At 40.3% G+C, this 18,166-nt stretch carries 15 protein-coding genes; 14 read left to right on the top strand and 1 reads right to left on the bottom strand.

What is annotated here, in order from left to right; translation table 11 throughout:
* Nucleotides 1-65: 65 nt before the first annotated feature.
* On the bottom strand, nt 66-1,832 hold the full coding sequence (locus MTP24_RS12645; protein ID WP_243531520.1) for an ATP-binding protein: 1,767 nt from the start codon (nt 1,830-1,832) through the stop codon (nt 66-68).
* A 386-nt stretch (nt 1,833-2,218) separates the two neighbouring features.
* Between MTP24_RS12645 and MTP24_RS12640 the strand changes: the two genes are divergently transcribed.
* The 14 genes from MTP24_RS12640 to MTP24_RS12575 all read left to right on the top strand — a co-directional run bounded on the left by MTP24_RS12640 (nt 2,219) and on the right by MTP24_RS12575 (nt 18,153).
* Nucleotides 2,219-2,584 (top strand): response regulator, encoded by a 366-nt coding sequence (locus MTP24_RS12640; protein WP_243531518.1) that lies wholly within the window; start codon nt 2,219-2,221, stop codon nt 2,582-2,584.
* A 228-nt stretch (nt 2,585-2,812) separates the two neighbouring features.
* On the top strand, nt 2,813-5,230 hold the full coding sequence (thrA, locus tag MTP24_RS12635; RefSeq protein WP_243531515.1) for a bifunctional aspartate kinase/homoserine dehydrogenase I: 2,418 nt from the start codon (nt 2,813-2,815) through the stop codon (nt 5,228-5,230).
* Between the two features lie 9 nt (nt 5,231-5,239).
* Nucleotides 5,240-6,175, top strand: a complete 936-nt coding sequence (gene thrB, locus MTP24_RS12630; RefSeq protein WP_243531513.1) for a homoserine kinase — start codon at nt 5,240-5,242, stop codon at nt 6,173-6,175.
* A gap of 11 nt (nt 6,176-6,186) precedes the next feature.
* Complete coding sequence (thrC, locus tag MTP24_RS12625) at nt 6,187-7,470, top strand: threonine synthase (RefSeq protein ID WP_006794274.1); 1,284 nt, start codon at nt 6,187-6,189, stop codon at nt 7,468-7,470.
* A gap of 270 nt (nt 7,471-7,740) precedes the next feature.
* Complete coding sequence (glyA, locus tag MTP24_RS12620) at nt 7,741-8,997, top strand: serine hydroxymethyltransferase (RefSeq protein WP_006794273.1); 1,257 nt, start codon at nt 7,741-7,743, stop codon at nt 8,995-8,997.
* 97 nt (nt 8,998-9,094) lie between these two features.
* Nucleotides 9,095-9,544, top strand: coding sequence for a transcriptional regulator NrdR (nrdR, locus tag MTP24_RS12615; protein WP_006794272.1), 450 nt, complete (start codon nt 9,095-9,097; stop codon nt 9,542-9,544).
* A gap of 2 nt (nt 9,545-9,546) precedes the next feature.
* Nucleotides 9,547-10,698 (top strand): bifunctional diaminohydroxyphosphoribosylaminopyrimidine deaminase/5-amino-6-(5-phosphoribosylamino)uracil reductase RibD, encoded by a 1,152-nt coding sequence (gene ribD, locus MTP24_RS12610; protein ID WP_243531511.1) that lies wholly within the window; start codon nt 9,547-9,549, stop codon nt 10,696-10,698.
* Nucleotides 10,699-10,702: 4 nt separating this feature from the next.
* The gene (locus MTP24_RS12605) at nt 10,703-11,356 is read left to right on the top strand and encodes a riboflavin synthase (RefSeq protein ID WP_010557798.1); all 654 of its coding nucleotides are present in this window, start codon (nt 10,703-10,705) and stop codon (nt 11,354-11,356) included.
* 29 nt (nt 11,357-11,385) lie between these two features.
* Nucleotides 11,386-12,498 carry a bifunctional 3,4-dihydroxy-2-butanone-4-phosphate synthase/GTP cyclohydrolase II gene (gene ribBA / locus MTP24_RS12600; RefSeq protein WP_006794269.1) on the top strand — a complete coding sequence of 371 codons (1,113 nt, stop codon included), beginning with the start codon at nt 11,386-11,388 and terminating at the stop codon, nt 12,496-12,498.
* A gap of 99 nt (nt 12,499-12,597) precedes the next feature.
* The gene (ribE, locus tag MTP24_RS12595; RefSeq protein ID WP_006794268.1) at nt 12,598-13,062 is read left to right on the top strand and encodes a 6,7-dimethyl-8-ribityllumazine synthase; all 465 of its coding nucleotides are present in this window, start codon (nt 12,598-12,600) and stop codon (nt 13,060-13,062) included.
* A gap of 15 nt (nt 13,063-13,077) precedes the next feature.
* Nucleotides 13,078-13,488, top strand: coding sequence for a transcription antitermination factor NusB (gene nusB, locus MTP24_RS12590; protein ID WP_006794267.1), 411 nt, complete (start codon nt 13,078-13,080; stop codon nt 13,486-13,488).
* A gap of 85 nt (nt 13,489-13,573) precedes the next feature.
* Nucleotides 13,574-14,548: a thiamine-phosphate kinase gene (thiL, locus tag MTP24_RS12585; protein ID WP_006794266.1), complete on the top strand. Its 975-nt coding sequence runs from the start codon at nt 13,574-13,576 to the stop codon at nt 14,546-14,548.
* On the top strand, nt 14,545-15,030 hold the full coding sequence (locus MTP24_RS12580; protein ID WP_006794265.1) for a phosphatidylglycerophosphatase A: 486 nt from the start codon (nt 14,545-14,547) through the stop codon (nt 15,028-15,030). Before thiL ends, MTP24_RS12580 begins: the two co-directional genes overlap by 4 nt.
* Before the next feature lie 36 nt (nt 15,031-15,066).
* Complete coding sequence (locus MTP24_RS12575) at nt 15,067-18,153, top strand: ligand-binding sensor domain-containing diguanylate cyclase (RefSeq protein ID WP_243531508.1); 3,087 nt, start codon at nt 15,067-15,069, stop codon at nt 18,151-18,153.
* Nucleotides 18,154-18,166 lie beyond the last annotated feature (13 nt).

Raw genomic sequence — 18,166 nt, 5'->3', positions numbered from 1 at the left:
AAAAATTTGCTCAATCATAGCAATAAAAGTCGTTCCTCGAAATGACTGATTAACGACTATTTGAATTAGCTTTGATTGAATATAGACAGAGGCTTAGCCATATTTTTAGGAAATTGTATAAAGTAGTGCAATCCTTGGCCAGGTTCGCTTGTCGCTTCAATTGAGCCGCTTAATGTCTGTTTAACTAAATTAAACATTATGTGAGTGCCCAAACCACTGCCACCTTCATCTCGTTTTGTGGTGAAAAACGGATTGAATAATTTTTCAAGCTGCTCAGCGGTGACTCCGTTGCCGTTGTCTTTGTAGTTAATGGTTAGGTTGGTTTCGTCACTTGTGATGTTAATGTCCATAACACCATTGTCTTTACCTTCAAAACCATGAATAAGCGAATTAACGATGAGATTAGTAAATATTTGGCTTATGGCGCCGGCTGGCAAATTTAATACTAGGTCATCAGGGCATTGTAGATTAATAGTGTGTGATGTTTTTTTCAATTTAGGGTGAAGCGATCGAATTATTTCATTTACATAATCTTTAAAGTTTATGGTACGCACAGCTTCACTGGCTTGGTCTACAGCAATTTGCTTAAAACTTGCAATAAGGTCAGAGGCTCTATCTAAATTTGTTGTAAGCAAGCTTGTGCTTTGTTTGGCTTCGTTAATAAACTCTTCCAACGCCTTGGGCGAAAGTGTTTTTTCAGCATAGGCACTTTCTAACTTATTTAAACGCTCCTCTAAAAATGATACTGCAGTTACACCGATGCCAATAGGCGTGTTTATGTCGTGAGTGATCCCCGCAACTAGGCCACCTAATGCCGCCATTTTTTCTGTACCAACGAGTCGCTCTTGAGCCAGTTTTAATTCATCAATATAGCGTTGAGATTCCGCTTGTTTGGTGATCAGTTCTTTTTCGGTACTGCGGCGAAGGTCTACCTCATCTGTTAATACTATTTTTTGTTTTTCTAATTCATATTTTTGCTGTTGTAATTCCATCATTGCTTGACTTAAGTTAGACGTTTTACGAGCAACATCCTGCTCTAATTGTATGTTATGTTGGTCTAACTTCTCGTTGCTAACAATTAATTTATTCTGAGTTCGTTCAAGCTCTTTTCTGTACTGAACCACCTTATCGATTAAGTTATTAAAAGAGTGTTCCATTACCTTAAGCTCATTGTGTTCTTCAGTTTCAATTTCGATGTGCTGCCCTTCTAGCTCATCGAGTTGCAGGTTTTCAATTTGTTCGGTGAGCTGATAAAGCGGGTCGGTAAGTAGCTTTCTAAAGGCCATTAAAAATAAGATTATTAAAAATGTAGTCTTGATCATGGCATTACCAATCAAAAAGTAGATTGATACCATTATTCTGCTTAATACAACTTCTCGACTTGAAAATAACGTAACATCACCGACTTGTGTGGCTCGTCCTGAAAATTCGAATATAAGTGGGAATGTATACCCAAACAAGCCTGATTTAGAGTCTTCTAGCATGGCTTCTTCTTGGACAAGTTGCTGGCTATAAAGTTTATGGATATCTAAAGAGCGACCAAGCTGCGAAATAACTTCACCACTGTCATCACGCACTATGATCCCTTCTATCATGGGGATAGCGAGTAGCCCTTCTGCGGTGGTGATTGTTTGTTTTGTATTAAGCTCCCAAATAGCTCGTGTTAAGCTACGGCTGAAGGTTTTTTGTAAGGTTGCTAATTCATCTTTTATGTAATCTTTAGTGTTTAAATACTCAGCAAGCACCTGCCCGCATGTCACTACAAAGGTAAGCAAAAAATAGACCGATAACACACTGGTCAGTAATCTTTTAGAAAGGCTTTTCTGTAGCATGAGAGGTCAACAATTCCTTGAGATATAATTAAGTATTTACACTACTATTTAAAATTTAGTCAATAAATGCTTAAAAACAAATAATAAATGATTTATTTTATGATAAATAAGGGCTGATTTTTGCTTTTATTTGCCACATACTAACTGCTTTAGAGTGTTTGTATATTATTGATTAACTAGTTTTTGTTTGTTTTTTATACTTTCTAGTGATAATAAACTATCCCTTTTGGCTTGTTAAGCTTATTCAATAATAGATTGTTACAAAATGTGGACAAAAAGCCCAGGTACTATGTTGTAAATATAGGTACTATTACATTGGGATATGAGCTTACCAACGACAGCCGCCCTTAACGACATTAATTATGCTTATTTAGTAGTTTTATAATATGAATTTTTCTATTTTAGTGTGTGATGACTCAACAGTTGCACGAAAACAAGTAATCAGATGTTTGCAACAGTGTATAGATGCAGATATTCAGCAAGCTACAAATGGCGCACAAGCTATTGAATTACTAAATACTAACCGCTTTGATTTGCTATGCTTGGATTTAACTATGCCTGAGATTGACGGCGTTGGCGTTCTTGAATACATAAAAACAAACAAGATTGAGTGTTTTGTACTTGTTATTTCTGCTGATATACAAGAGAAAATGAAATTACGTGTAGCTCAGTTAGGTGCTATCGATTTTATTAATAAACCAATAGATAAAACAAGAATGGACAATATTTTGCATAAATTTGGCATTCACTAGGTTTTTTTATATCAAAAAAGGCTGTTTTATCTTTTAATTTGCACTTGACAGCATAGCCTTTGTTAAGGCAGTCTTACCCCATGAAAACAATTAATCGCGTACTGACCATTATTATTACAACCACCATTCTTTCTGGATAGTGGCATAGGTCGGTGCAACAAATTTAAAGGCCTGTGTTCACTTAGAGCACAGGCCTTTTTTCGTTTTATGGGATGAGGAACATAAACAATGCGCGTTTTAAAATTTGGTGGGTCATCACTTGCCGACTTTGCCTGCCTAGAGCAGGTAGCTCAATTAGTTAAAGCACAATTAAAAGATGAAATGCTTTTGGTATTATCGGCGCCCGGTGGAATGACCGACTCATTAGTTGCTCTTGCGAGTTCGGCAGAACAAGGCCAAGACTTTAGCTCTTTGTGGGAGGCTTTAACGGGTCGTTGTAACGAGCTAAAAGCAGCCGTAGAAAAAGGGTATGGCCCAATTGACCACTGGCCAAATTTTGAAGAACTAAAAAATAAGCTTGATGGTGTATCTTTAATTAAGTGCTGCCCCGATCAAGTGCGTGCGTTTGTTATAAGCTTTGGCGAACGAGTGAGTGTGTCGCTTATGCAGCGCTTATTAAACTCACATAAGGCGGTTTATTTAGAGGCGACAAGTTGCGTTGCATCAACAGGTGGTTTTATTGATGCTGAGGTTGATTTAGTTGCAAGTAAAGCGCATTTTCAAGCGGCATTAAAAGAAAAGCCAGCCACGATTTATATTATGCCCGGTTTTACAGCAAGCAATAATAAAGGCGAGCTTACAACACTGGGGCGTAATGGATCTGATTACTCAGCGGCTATTGCAGCGGCGTGTTTAGAGGCAGATGTTTGCCAAATTTGGACTGATGTTGATGGTGTTTACAGCGCAGATCCTCGTTATATCAAAAAAGCCACTAAAGTTGACTTTTTGTCATACAAAGAGGCAATGGAGCTTTCTTACTTTGGCGCAAAAGTACTTCACCCAAAAACTATTTTGCCTTGCGCCAAAGCGGGCGTGCCGTGTGAAATAAAAAATACGCATAACCCTGATGCCCAAGGGTCGCTAATCGGAAATGACTTTTCATCAGACGAGCCTGTAAAAGCAATTTCAAGCCTGCAAGATTTAGCTATGCTGACTGTCTCGGGTCCAGGAATGAAAGGCAAAGTAGGCATGGCCTCTAAAGTTTTTAATGCGCTTGCTCACGATAACGTATCTATTGTGTTGATCACGCAATCGTCTTGTGAATTTAGCATTAGCTTTTGTGTACATGAGAGCGACTTAGCCCTTGCTTTAACGGCTTTACAAACAGCGTTTGAGCTTGAATCTCAAGCAGGTTTAATTGAGCCTGTTCAAGTACAGCGTAATTTAGCCATAGTAACGCTTGTGGGTGATAATATGCGGGCACATCGTGGTTTAGCCGCTAAGTTTTTTGCATCCCTTTCTCAAGCACAAGTAAACATTGTGGCAATTGCACAAGATTCTACTGAAAGTGCTATTTCAGCTGTAATTGACGGTGAGTTATGCAACGACGCAGTGAAAATATGCCATGAGAACTTTTTCACGCATGTACCTTCAATTGATGTGTTTTTACTAGGGTGTGGCTTAGTAGGGCAAGAACTGATATCTCAATTAGAGCGCCAACAAGCATGGCTTGAAAAGCGTAACATTAAACTTAATTTGTACGGCGTTGCTAACTCTCGTCAGTTACATCTTGATAGCGAGGGTATTGCCTTTAGTGATTGGCAGCAAAAATTAGCAGTATCAGAGCAGTCATTTGACCTAAAACTCGTTGAGCAATTTGTTAAGCAAAATCACTTAGTTAATCCTGTGCTGGTGGATTGTACATCGTCTGATGCACTTGCAGCGCAATATGTTGACTTTTTAAATGCGGGTTTTCATGTTGTTGCAGCCAATAAAAAGGCAACAACCAGCTCATATACGTATTACCAAGATTTAATTGCTGCTACACAAAAAAATAACCGCAAGTTTTTATACGAAACAAACGTAGGTGCAGGCCTTCCTGTTATCGATAATTTGCAATCTTTATTTGGTGCAGGAGATGAATTACTTGAATTTAGCGGTATTTTATCGGGCTCATTGTCATACATGTTTGGCGCTTTGCAAGATGGTTTATCACTGTCAGAGGCAACCATTAAAGCAAAAGAAAGTGGTTTTACAGAGCCAGATCCTCGTGATGATTTATCGGGAACTGATGTTGCGCGTAAGTTGTTAATTATTGCGCGTGAAGCAGGTATGAAATTAGAGCTAACCGACATTGAAGTAGAGTCGGTATTACCACAAGGGTTTGCCGAAGGAGACAGTATTGATGAGTTTATGGCAAAATTACCTAGCTTAGACGCTGACTTTAACGCACGTATTGAGCAAGCGGCAAGTGAAGGGAAAGTTCTTCGTTACGTTGGCACAATTAAAGAAGGCCACTGTAAAGTAGGTATTGAGGCTGTTGATTCATCACATGCGCTTAATGTTATTCGCGATGGTGAAAATGCGCTTGCAATTTTAAGTCAATACTACCAACCACGTCCTTTTGTTATTCGTGGTTACGGCGCTGGCTCTGAAGTAACTGCTGCAGGTGTATTTGCAGACGTTTTAAAAACATTATCGCGCTAGGAGTCGAAAATGATTGAAGTATATGCGCCTGCATCTATTGGTAATTTTGCAGTTGGATTTGATGCGCTAGGTGCTGCTCTTGCGCCAATTGATGGTAGTTTATTGGGAGATGTAGCACTTGTTAGCGCAGCCCCTTGTGATGAGTTTGTTTGTTCAGGCGAATATGCTCATAAATTACCAAGCGATGCGAAAGAAAACTTAGCATATCAGTGTTTAGTGCACTTTAGAGCTCATGTCGCACCAGATATGCCAACGGTAAAGCTAGAGCTTAAAAAAAACCTGCCAATTGGTTCTGGATTAGGATCGAGTGCTTGTTCGGTGGTTGCTACATTTGCAGCGCTTGATAAATTTGCAAAAACACAGTTAAGTCAAGTACAGCTAATTGAGTTGATGGCAGATTTTGAAGCAGTTGTAAGTGGCGGACGCCATTACGATAACATTACGCCCTGTTATTTGGGCGGTTTGCAGCTAACTGGCGATTTAATTCCTAATAAATCTATAGAACTACCGGTTGATGAAAACTGGTATTACGTTGCGGCGTTTCCAGGCTTTTCGCTTAATACAGCAAAAGCGCGTTCTGTTTTGCCAAAAGATCTTAGCATGCATGCAAGCGTTGAGTTTGCGCAGCGTTTATCCTCTTTTAGTAGCTTGTTATTAACAGCACGTTTTGACGATGCATTAAGCATAATGAAAGACGAAATAGCAGAACCTTACCGTGCACCGCTTATTACTGGTTTTAGCGAGGCGAAAGCAAGTTTACCCGCACTTGGAGCTGAGGTAGTTAGTATTTCAGGCGCAGGGCCTACCTTATTTACTGTATGTAAAACACTTGAAGCGGCCGAGCAATGCGCTAAATGGTTAAAAAATAATTATATAAATGAGCAAGGTTTTTGCCATATTTGTAAGTTAGACAACGACGGCACGCGTCAATTAAATGTTTTATAGGATTAGAAGTCATGCAATTACATAATTTAAAAGATAACTCACAAAAAGTGTCGTTCGTTGAAGCAGTAAAAACAGGACTTGGACGTAATCAAGGAGTGTTTTTTCCTGAATCGTTAGCGCCCATGGCTGATGTTGACGCATTACTTGATATGGATTTTGTTACGCGCAGTAGCAAAATTTTATCCCATTTAATTGGTGATGAGTTGCCAAGTAGCACTGTTGCCGACATGGTTAAAAATGCGTTTAATTTTCCAGTTAAGTTAGTCGAGGTAGAAGAAAATACCTATTGTTTGGAGCTATTTCATGGTCCTACGCTTGCCTTTAAAGATTTTGGTGGGCGCTTTATGGCTGAATGCTTAGCGCAGTTTAACCAAGGTGAAAAAGTGACTATTTTAACAGCAACATCAGGTGATACTGGTGCAGCGGTTGCGCATGCATTTTACAATAAACCAAACATTGATGTGGTTATTCTTTATCCTAAAGGAAAAATTTCACTTGCTCAGCAAAAGCTATTTACTACCTTAGGTGGCAATATTCATTGTTACGCGGTTGATGGCAGTTTTGACGATTGCCAAGAACTTGTTAAGAAGTCGTTTTTAGATGATGAAGTTAAATCTACACTTGGCTTAAATTCAGCAAATTCGATAAACATAAGCCGCTTAGTCGCTCAGGTGTGTTATTACTTTGAAGCGATTGCACAACTGCCAAAAGAAAAGCGTGCAACAGCGCATATTTCTGTACCAAGTGGTAACTTTGGTAATGTATGCGCCGCAATGATTGGCGCTGTAATAGGGTTGCCGGTTGGAAAGTTAAGTGCAACAACAAACCAAAACGACACCGTTCCTCGTTTTATACTTGATAAAAATTGGTTGCCTAATGCAACGCTTGAATCGCTTTCAAATGCGATGGACGTGAGTAAGCCGAATAACTGGCCACGTGTGCAAACTATGTTGGACAACAACTGGTTTAGTTACGACAACTTTTACTCAATTAGTGTTGACGAAGAAAACACTCAAACGGTGATGAAAAATATTCATCAAACAGGGTATGTTGCAGAGCCACATACAGCAATTGCCTATCAAGGTTTAGTTAATAACCGAGCACCGGGTGCTGCGGGCATCTTTTTAGCAACTGCACATCCAGCTAAGTTTAAAGAAAGTGTAGAAGGTATACTAAATATTGAACTAGATATGCCAAAGCCATTGAGCGACGCATTGGCTAAACCATGTCTTGCAAGCGACATAAACGCCGATTACGACGCTTTGCGTACAGAAATACTGGCTAAGTTAGCTTAAATATTAAGTAAACACGAAAGCGGCTATGGCCGCTTTTTTTGCACATTTTAAACCGTGAAATAGCTTTTTTAATTAACTAATTAAATGTAATAAATAAAAAACATTTAAAATAATTATGTAAGTTATTTAAAAATATCATCTTAAAAAGGGTGTGAAATAGTTTCAATCCCTGATTAAATATCCTCAACTTAAGAACGTAGGCAAAGTGCGGTTTTAAGCGTACAATATAGCCTCTAAAAAAATACCATACACGTTGCCCAGGAGCCCCCAATGTTAGAACGTAGCATGAATATTTCGGACTTTGATCCAGAGTTATTTGACGCGATGAGTAAAGAAACATCACGTCAAGAAGAGCATATTGAGTTAATTGCATCTGAAAACTACTGTAGCCCACGCGTACTTGAAGCACAGGGTTCTCAACTTACTAACAAATATGCGGAAGGTTATCCTGGCAAGCGTTACTACGGTGGCTGTGAGCACGTAGACGTGGTTGAGCAATTAGCTATTGACCGCGCAAACGAATTGTTTGGTACTGACTACGCAAACGTTCAGCCGCATGCAGGTTCGCAAGCCAATGCAGCTGTTTTCCAAGCCTTATTAAGCCCGCTTGATACAGTACTTGGCATGAGCCTAGCACACGGTGGCCATTTAACTCATGGTTCACACGTAAACTTTTCAGGTAAAACATATAACGCAATTCAGTATGGCCTAAACGAAGAGACTGGCGAAATTGATTACGCACAAGTTGAAGCGTTAGCACTAGAGCACAAGCCAAAAATGATTATCGCAGGTTTTTCTGCTTATTCAGGTATTGTTGATTGGGCTAAGTTTCGCGAAATTGCAGACAAAGTAGATGCTTACTTGTTTGTTGATATGGCGCATGTTGCAGGTTTAATTGCTGCGGGTGTTTACCCAAGCCCAGTACCATTTGCACATGTTGTTACTACAACAACGCATAAAACATTAGCGGGCCCTCGTGGCGGTTTAATTATTTCTGCATGTGGTGACGAAGCAATTTACAAAAAGCTTAACAGTGCTGTATTCCCTGGTGGCCAAGGTGGTCCTTTATGTCACGTTATTGCTGCAAAAGCAGTGGCATTCAAAGAAGCTTTACAACCAGAATTTAAAGAATACCAAACACAAGTTGTTAAAAATGCGCAAGCAATGGTTAGCGTATTACAAGAGCGTGGCTACAAAGTTGTTTCTGGTAAAACAGATAATCACTTGTTCTTACTTGATTTAATCGATAAAGATATTACGGGTAAAGATGCTGATGCAGCATTAGGTAATGCGAACATTACGGTTAACAAAAACTCAGTTCCTAATGATCCGCGTTCTCCATTTGTAACGTCTGGCTTACGTATTGGTTCTCCTGCAATCACGCGCCGTGGTTTCAAAGAGGCTGAATCTAAAGAGCTTGCTGGCTGGATCTGTGATGTACTAGACAACATTGCTGATGAGTCTGTTCAAGCGCAAGTAAAAGAAAAAGTGAAAGCAATTTGTGCAAAACTACCTGTTTACGCTTAATAAAGTAAAACGGTAATTTAGATCACATAAGCAATCATGCTATTATAAAAGCCGCTTTTTAGCGGCTTTTTTGTTTTTAAAACGGATACCTTTAGTTATGCATTGCCCATTTTGTACAGCAAAAGACACCAAAGTTATAGATTCCCGCCTTGTTGGCGGTGGCCATCAAGTTCGCCGCCGTCGTGAATGTAACGATTGCCATGAACGTTTCACCACGTTTGAAGGGGCAGAGCTGGTTATGCCGCGTGTTGTAAAACAAGACGGCAGTCGCGAACCATTTAACGAAGATAAGTTACTAAATGGTTTAAATCGTGCACTTGAGAAGCGTCCCGTCAGTACAGAACAAGTTGATGAAGTAGTCAATATAATAAAGTCGCAATTACGTGCAACGGGTGAGCGAGAAATTTCAAGCCATTTAGTGGGTGAATGCATTATGGAAGCGCTTAAAAAGTTAGATAAAGTCGCTTATGTAAGGTTTGCGTCAGTATATCGCTCGTTTGAGGATATACGAGAGTTTGGCGAAGAAATTGCCCGTTTAGGGGAATAAGCATGAGCAGCCAATCAGCATTTACCGAGCACGATAAACTATATATGGCGCGTGCTATTGAGCTTGCTAAAAAAGGTCGGTTTACCACAACACCTAATCCGAATGTTGGCTGTGTACTTGTAAAAGATAATCAAATAATTGGTGAAGGGTTTCATCAGTTAGCAGGGCAAGGACATGCAGAGGTCAATGCACTTGCTGTAGCAGGCGAAAAAGCAAAGGGTGCAACTGCCTATGTAACACTTGAACCTTGTAGCCATTACGGGCGCACGCCCCCCTGTGCTGAAGGACTCAAGGCTGCTGGTATTAAAAAGGTGATTGCAGCCATGGTTGATACCAACCCGCAAGTGGCAGGTAAAGGCCTTAAAATATTGAGTGACGCCGGAATAGAAGTTGCTCATGGGTTGCTTGAACAAGAGGCGCGCGCATTAAACTTTGGCTTTTTTAAGCGTATGGAGCAAGGGCTTCCTTACGTAACCTGTAAATTAGCAGCCAGTATAGATGGCAAAACAGCGCTAAAAAACGGAAAAAGTAAGTGGATCACAGGCCCTGCTGCACGAAAAGATGTGCAGCTATACCGCGCTCAAAGCTGTGCCATTTTAACGGGGGCCGATACGGTTCTTGTTGATAATGCAAAACTTAATGTTCGAGCAAGTGAGTTACCGTATTCATTACCAACCAACTTACCGCTACGTCAGCCGGTGCGTGTTATAATAGACTCGCAAAACAGATTAACACCTGACCTTGCGCTATTTAAAATAGCGCACCCGGTAATTATATTTACTACCAAGGTTGATAATTCAATGCAGTGGCCGCATTTTGTTGAGCACATAGCGGTGCGCGAGCAACAGGGTAAGGTTGATTTAACCGATGTATTACAAACACTAGCAAAGCATCAGTTTAATAATATATGGCTGGAAGCTGGGGCAACCCTTGTGGGGAAAATGACCGAGCTTGATTTAATTGACGAGTATGTTTTTTATATCGCACCAAAACTGATGGGTTATGATGCTAAAAGTTTAGTAAACTTCCCTGAATTGACGAGTATGCAAGATACTATCGATTTATCTTTTAATGAGTGTGTTCGTATTGGTGACGATTTACGTATCAACGCGTTAAAAACGCACGCATTAAAATCATTTAACAAAGAAGAGTAGCGCTATGTTTACTGGGATAATAGAAGCCACAGGCAAAATTGCTTTATTACAAAAAAAACAAGGCGATTTAGCCATTCGTATTCAAAGCGCCGACCTTGATATGAGTGACGTAAAGCTGGGTGACAGTATTGCAACAAATGGCGTGTGTTTAACGGTAGTTGATAAACATGTTGATGGTTTTAGCGCTGATTTATCTAACGAAACAATTCATTTAACTGGTTTTGCACATTATTCAATAGGGCAAACAGTTAACCTTGAAAAAGCAATGCAACCGGTTTCGCGTTTAGGTGGACATTTAGTGTCTGGCCATGTTGACGGTATTGCAACAATAACGGCGATTACAGCTAATGCAAGAGCTACTGAATATTGGCTGACAACCGATGAAAATTTAATGAAATACATACCGTACAAAGGGTCGGTATGTATTGATGGTATAAGCCTGACAGTTAACGCTGTTGAAGGTAATAAATTTAAATTAACAATTGTGCCGCACACCAGCGGTCAAACAACGATTGCCGACTTTAAAGTAGGCACTCAAGTTAATTTAGAAGTCGATCAAATTGCACGTTATTTAGAGCGTCTTATCAAAGGCGCAGAGCAGCCAACCGGCGCAGATATATCAATGAGCTTACTCGCAAAAGCGGGCTTTATTAAATAACGAAACTGACAACTTACACGAGCGAATTTATGAATTTACACAGCGCACAAGAAATTATAGATGACATTAAAGCCGGTAAAATGGTTATTTTAATGGACGATGAAGACAGAGAAAATGAAGGTGATCTAATCATTGCTGCGGAACATATTAGCGCAGAAGCAATTAACTTTATGGCTACTCATGGCCGTGGTTTAATTTGTTTAACGATGACACAAGAGCGTTGTGAGCAACTAGACTTGCCTTTAATGGTTAAAAATAATGGCGCTGCGTTTTCAACTAACTTTACTATGTCGATAGAAGCATCAAAAGGCGTAACCACAGGTATATCAGCAGCAGATAGAGCACGCACGGTACAAGCAGCTATCGCTAAAGGTGCTGTTCCTAGCGATATTGTACAGCCGGGTCATATTTTTCCGATTATGGCACAGCCAGGTGGTGTATTAACACGCGCAGGTCATACAGAAGCCGGTTGTGATTTAGCTCGCTTAGCAGGGCTTGAAGCGTCTTCTGTTATTGTTGAAATTTTAAATGCTGATGGCACCATGGCACGCCGCCCTGATTTAGAAGTTTTTGCTAAAGAGCACGACATTAAAATTGGCACAATTGCTGATTTAATTGAATACCGCAATTTAAACGAAACCACAATCGAAAAAGTGGCTAAGTGTAAACTGCCAACAGAGCATGGGGAATTTGACTTAGTCACTTACAAAGACACGATTGACGGTCAGTTACACTACGTACTACTCAAGGGTGAAATTAAAGCGCAAGAACCAACCTTGGTGCGTGTGCATTTACAAAGTACGTTTAACGATATTTTACTTTCTGATAGAAGCGCAGATAGAAGCTGGGGCTTATCGGATGCAATGGCATATATAGCTAAAAATGACGGTGTGCTAGTCATTTTAGGTAAACAAGAAAGTACTGAAGAGCTTGAAGCAACAGTTAAGGCATTTGCTGCTGCAGACGCTGGTGAAAATGTTACACCGCGTAAATTTCAAGGTACTTCTCGTACTGTTGGTGTAGGCTCACAAATTCTTGCAGATTTAGGAATTGAGCAAATGCGATTAATGAGTCGCCCTAAAAAATACCATGCACTTTCGGGCTTTCATTTAGAAGTTATTGATTACATTGAGCCACAATAGGCAAACGCTTAAACTAGGCTATTTTATTATTATTATGGTATGATGCGCAGCAATTTTTGCGCAATCGCAACCGCTTGAACTTATTTTTAGGGTTATCAAATGAAAATTATTGAAGGTAATAAGTACGCACCGGGCAAAAAATTTGCCATTGTCATTTCTCGTTTTAATGACTTTATTGGTAGCAGCCTACTTGAAGGTGCTGTTGATGAGCTAAAACGTACCGGTGGTGTATCTGATGACGACATTACTGTGATTTATGTACCGGGTGCAGTTGAATTACCTTTAGCGGCAAAACGCGTTGCGGCAAAAAAAGAGTATGATGCAATCATCGCTTTAGGCGTAGTGATCAGAGGTGGAACACCACACTTTGACCTAGTTGCTGGCGAGTCAAACAAAGGTCTTGCGCAAGTATCACTTGAGTATGATATACCGGTTGCATTTGGCGTATTAACCACTGAAAGCATTGAACAAGCTATTGAGCGCGCAGGTACCAAAATGGGTAACAAAGGCGGCGAAGCTGCTTTGGGTGCGCTTGAAATGGTTAATGTGTTAGATAAAATTTAAGTTTAAGGAATTTTTGTGAAACCAGCAGCAAGACGTAAAGCACGTATCTTAGCACTTCAAGCCGTTTATTCTTGGCAATTAAGCGGTAATGCAATTGCCGACATCGAGCAACAAATGTTGATCGAAAACGACGTTACTAAAATTGATGTTGAATACTTTAAAGATTTAGCCTCAGGTGTAGCTGTAAATTACAAGCTACTTGATGAATCAGTATCACCTCATTTAACGCGTCCATTTGATGACTTAGATATGGTTGAGCGAGCAATTTTACGTTTAAGCAGCTACGAACTTAAGTTTCGTGAAGATGTACCTTACAAAGTTGCTATCAACGAAGGTATTGAGCTTGCCAAAATATTTGGCGCAGAAGATAGTCATAAATTTGTAAACGGTGTACTTGATAAAGCTGTAAAGCATTTACGCAAGTAATAGTATTTTTCTCTGACTTTGCTTTCAGAGATTTACTTTATATAACCGTTAAAAGGAGAGCCGGCATAGGTCGGCTTTTTTGTGTATGAAGGAATTTGAATTAATTAACCGCTACTTTAAAGGTCGCGGTATTTCTCGTCGTGATGTTAACCTAGGTATAGGGGATGATTGCGCGCTTGTCACTGTTCCACAAAACTGCCAACTTGCAGTCACAACCGATACTCTGGTTGAAGGCGTGCACTTTTTTGAAGATATTTCTCCTCGCGCATTGGGGCATAGAGCGCTTGCTGTTAATTTAAGTGATTTAGCTGCAATGGGTGCTGAACCTACGTGGGTATCTGTTGCACTAACGTTACCGACAATAGATTCTCAGTGGATTGCAGAATTTACTGAAGGCATGCATGAAATTGCAGAATACTTCAATGTACAAATTATTGGTGGCGATACCACTCAAGGGCCACTTACCATTACTATTTGTGCAAAAGGTACCGTGCCGGAAGGTAAGGCACTTCGTAGAAGTGGTGCAAAAGTAGGTGATTGGATTTATGTTACGGGTCCTTTAGGGGACGCGGGTCTTGCTATTGAAGCACGGAAGCAAGGTATTAATATAGATCCTACGCATTTAGAATACTTAAACAATCGATTTGACTACCCAACACCGCGCGTTGCTGCGGGTCAGGTCATCCGTGGGCTTGCAACGTCAGCTATTGACGTATCAGATGGATTACTTGCCGATTTAACACATATTCTTGAAATGTCCCAAGTAAATGCAGAGATTAATGTTGAGAGTATTCCTACATCAGAGGCAATGAAAGCAAGCTTAGATTTTAATAAGCAATTACCGTTTATTCTTAGCTACGGCGATGACTATGAATTAATTTTTACTGTTCCCGATAACAATAAAGGTATGCTTGATTTAAAGCTAAGCCAATATGGTGTGGATATTACCTGTATTGGGCAGATAAAAAGTGGTAACGGTAAGATTGAGCTTTTACAAAATGGTGAAATGTTTAACTTCGAGCAACAGGGCTTTGAGCATTTTACAAAGGAGCAGGTTTGAATAAGAACCGATTATTTAACTTAAAACGCCCACACCAGTTTTTTGGTTTAGGGTTTGGTACTGGCCTTGCACCAAAAGCGCCGGGTACATTTGGCACATTTGCAGCATTGCCATTTATATTTATAACAATGCATTATCCAATCTGGTTACAAATAGTATTTGCAGTTGTGATCAGTGTATTTGGTATTTGGGCATGCGGTAAAACAGCTGATGATCTGGGTGTGCATGACCATCCTGCTATTGTGTGGGATGAAGTCGCTGGTTACTACATTACCATGATAGGTGCAGCATTAAATTGGCAAACTTTATTAGTTGGCTTTTTACTTTTTCGCTTTTTTGATATTGCAAAACCAGGCCCGATTCGTATGTTAGACAAACGCGTACATGGTGGCTTTGGGATTATGGCGGATGACGTGTTAGCGGGTATTTTTTCATTGATTTGTTTGCAAGCGTTAATAAAAGCAGGTTTACTACCCTTTTAGTGTTTATATTTGATTAGTTTAACTAGGTGGCAGCGTATGATGCGATTTTTACTGGTGTGTGTACTGATGTTGTGCGCAATGCCAAGTGGGGCTTCAATTACTGACTATGTTGTTAAACAATGGAATATTAAAGACGGCTTACCGTCACAATCATTAAAAAGCGTAGTGCAAGATCAGCAAGGCTACACTTGGCTAGGCACACAGTTTGGTTTGAGCCGTTTTGATGGCACTACGTTCACAAACTACAATACCCAAAATAGCGCTTTTTTACCAAGCAATGGCATTAATAAGCTTTTAATCGATTCGAATGGATTACTTTGGGTTGGTACTAGAAGTGGTTTAGTGGTTATTAATCCAGCGACCTTTGCAGCGCAGGCATTTAACATTAAAGGCCCTGTAAGAGATATTCTAGAAGACTCCAAAGGGGGCACTTGGATAGCCGCAAACGGGTTATATTACGTTGGTCGTGGTCAAGTTAACTTACGCGGTCAATCTAAAGCCATTTTACCAACGGCTAATGCAACCGTTATAACTCAAATAGTGGGTTCAGTGAGCCAAATGGCGCTTTCGCCAGAAGGTATTTGGCTTGTAAACGATCGTCACTTGTTACGCTTAACTAAAAACTCCTCCGATTTTGCCAAACTGCGTTTAGAGCTTACTGCTAAAATATCGTTACCCGAGCGTTTAGCTCAAACGATCGTTCATGATCTTGCATTTTTAAATGGGAATTTATATTTAGCTTCAGAGCTAGGCGCTTACTTTTTAGATTTAGACGACGAGTTAAGGCCCTTTCCATTACCCAACGCGAATAACTCTGCTGTGTATAAATTTATGAGTGATAGCGATGGTGGTTTATGGATTTCTACTTATGGGCGCTTGTTATTCAGAGATAAATCTAGCCAATGGCAATGGGTTGAACCGAGCCAGCTAGATCAAAGTATTTGGTTTGCTGATATTTTTAGAGATGATAAAAATAATATTTGGTTAGCAAGCTTCAGTGAAGGGTTGTGGCTTGCTCACGAAGGGCGAGTAGAAAGGCACGCTGCTGTTTCACAAATGACTGAAGCGGTTATGGCGCTGAGCCAAGCTCCAGATGGTAAATTATGGGTCGCTAATAAAAGTGGTGTTGGTTATTTTGACTTGAATAAAAGTTATATTAACTTAATTCCAAGTAGTCAGTATGGGCGTGCCTCAGTACACGATTTACAGTTTGATGGAGAGCGCGTATACATCGCCACAGGGCGAGGTTTGTTCGTATACGAAGACGATAAACTCTTTAGTGTGCCTGGGCGTGCACTGCGTGATAATCCCGTTTTTGCTATAAGTCGCTCTAGTAAAGGCGGGTTTTGGATTGGCACCGGCCGTGGGCTCTACAGGCTCAACTTTGCAGGTTTAACTCCCTTTGCTTATAACGCCTTTTTAGGCAGTAAATTTATAACTTATGTACTAGACAAAGGAAACTTTGGTGTCATAGGTACCAGTAAAGGTGCGTATTACTTTACTGATCGCGGTATCGAAAAGGTCGGGGATCAAACTTCACTTGAAAGTGCTTATATTACAAGTGTTTTGCATATTGATGGCGTGGGTATTTTAATAGGCTCGCTTAATGATGGATTATTTTACCGAAGCACGCAGGGCCAATGGCGACAGCTTGATGCCGCAAATGGGTTACCGTATGGCTCTATATTTAGCTTGGAGTACGACGAAAAATTAAATAACGTGTGGGTGAGCACCATGAAAGGTGTTTACAGAATGCCAGCGGAGCAGTTCAAAACAAACATAGAAAGTTTAAAAGTAGAAGAGGTGATCTCATCATTCGATCGCCAGCTTGACGGCAAAGCAAACCAATGTTGTAGCGGTTTAGGTCATGATGCAGTTGTCAATATGGGCAACTCGATGTGGTATCCGAGCCTACAAGGTGTTGTTGAGATACCTAAAAATGTAGAGCTATTTGGGGTGCTGTCGTTAAAACCAACTATTGAAACAATTACAACTCCTGAGCGAAATTTAACAACGGCTGCGCTAGGTAAAAAGCCGACTTTAGAAACTGACGAGCGAGACATAACACTAACCTATACGGCGATAGACTATTATGCGCCAAACAGTATTGAGTTTAGGTATCAGTTAAGTGGTTTGGACAATGATTGGCGTTATGCAAACACGCGCCGCGAGGCTATTTATACCAACTTACCAGCTGGGGCATTTTTATTTCAGTTAGAGGCAAAACGCCAAGGTGAAGATTGGTCAAAGGCGCAATACGTAGAATATGGGTTTATTGTGCCAGAGCGGTTTGATGAAACAATTTACTTTAGGTTACTGATCACCAGTGGCTTTATTTTACTTCTTTACTTAGTATTTTGGGTGCTTAAAGCGCAAGAACGCAGAAAACAAGAAGTGCTTGAAGGTTTAATTACAGAGCGTACGTTAGAGCTTCGACAAGCGAATGATAAGCTTGGGCAAGTTAACTCACAACTTAAACTTGTAAGCCACTCCGATGAGCTTACAGGCTTGCGTAGCCGTCGTTTCTTGTTTGATCAATTACCAAAAGATATTGAGCATTTTCAACGTAATTCACAGTCATTACAGGCCCAAGGGAAATCACTTGTACTGGTTATTATTAATTTAGATAACTTTAGCCGTATAAATGATGCCTTTGGTCCAATTGCTGGTGACAGCTGTTTGCAGCAAATGGCTGCGCTATTAAACTCGCGTACGCAGGGCTCTGACTATGTAGCGCGCTGGAGTGGCGATGAGTTTTTATTACTTTTACGTGATTTTAAGTGCAATAAAATAGACAGTTACTCTTCAGAGCTTTGTAAAGCGATTGCAGAGTACTCTTTCCAATTACCTAACGGAAATATGACAAATATAACAGCCTCAATTGGTTGGTCTTTCTACCCATTACCGTTACTTGGTGGGCAAGTAATTAGTTGGGAAACCTCTATTAATTTAGCTGATATTTCGCTTCATCAAGTTAAAAAACGCGGTGGAGACGGTGTAGCGCATATTACTTTCGACGAGCAGCTAGATGCATTTGAGTTTGAACAAAACTCTAATGTAGAGCAGCAACTGGGTATGCTACAGAGAAATGGTTTGGCCGATATAAAAGTGTGGATGCGATAATACCTGACCAAAG

Source organism: Pseudoalteromonas sp. APM04 (assembly GCF_022809815.1).
Taxonomy (GTDB): Bacteria; Pseudomonadota; Gammaproteobacteria; order Enterobacterales; family Alteromonadaceae; genus Pseudoalteromonas; species Pseudoalteromonas marina.
The sequence above is the reverse complement of the archived record's forward strand: the minus strand, read 5'-3'. Positions and strand labels throughout refer to the sequence as shown.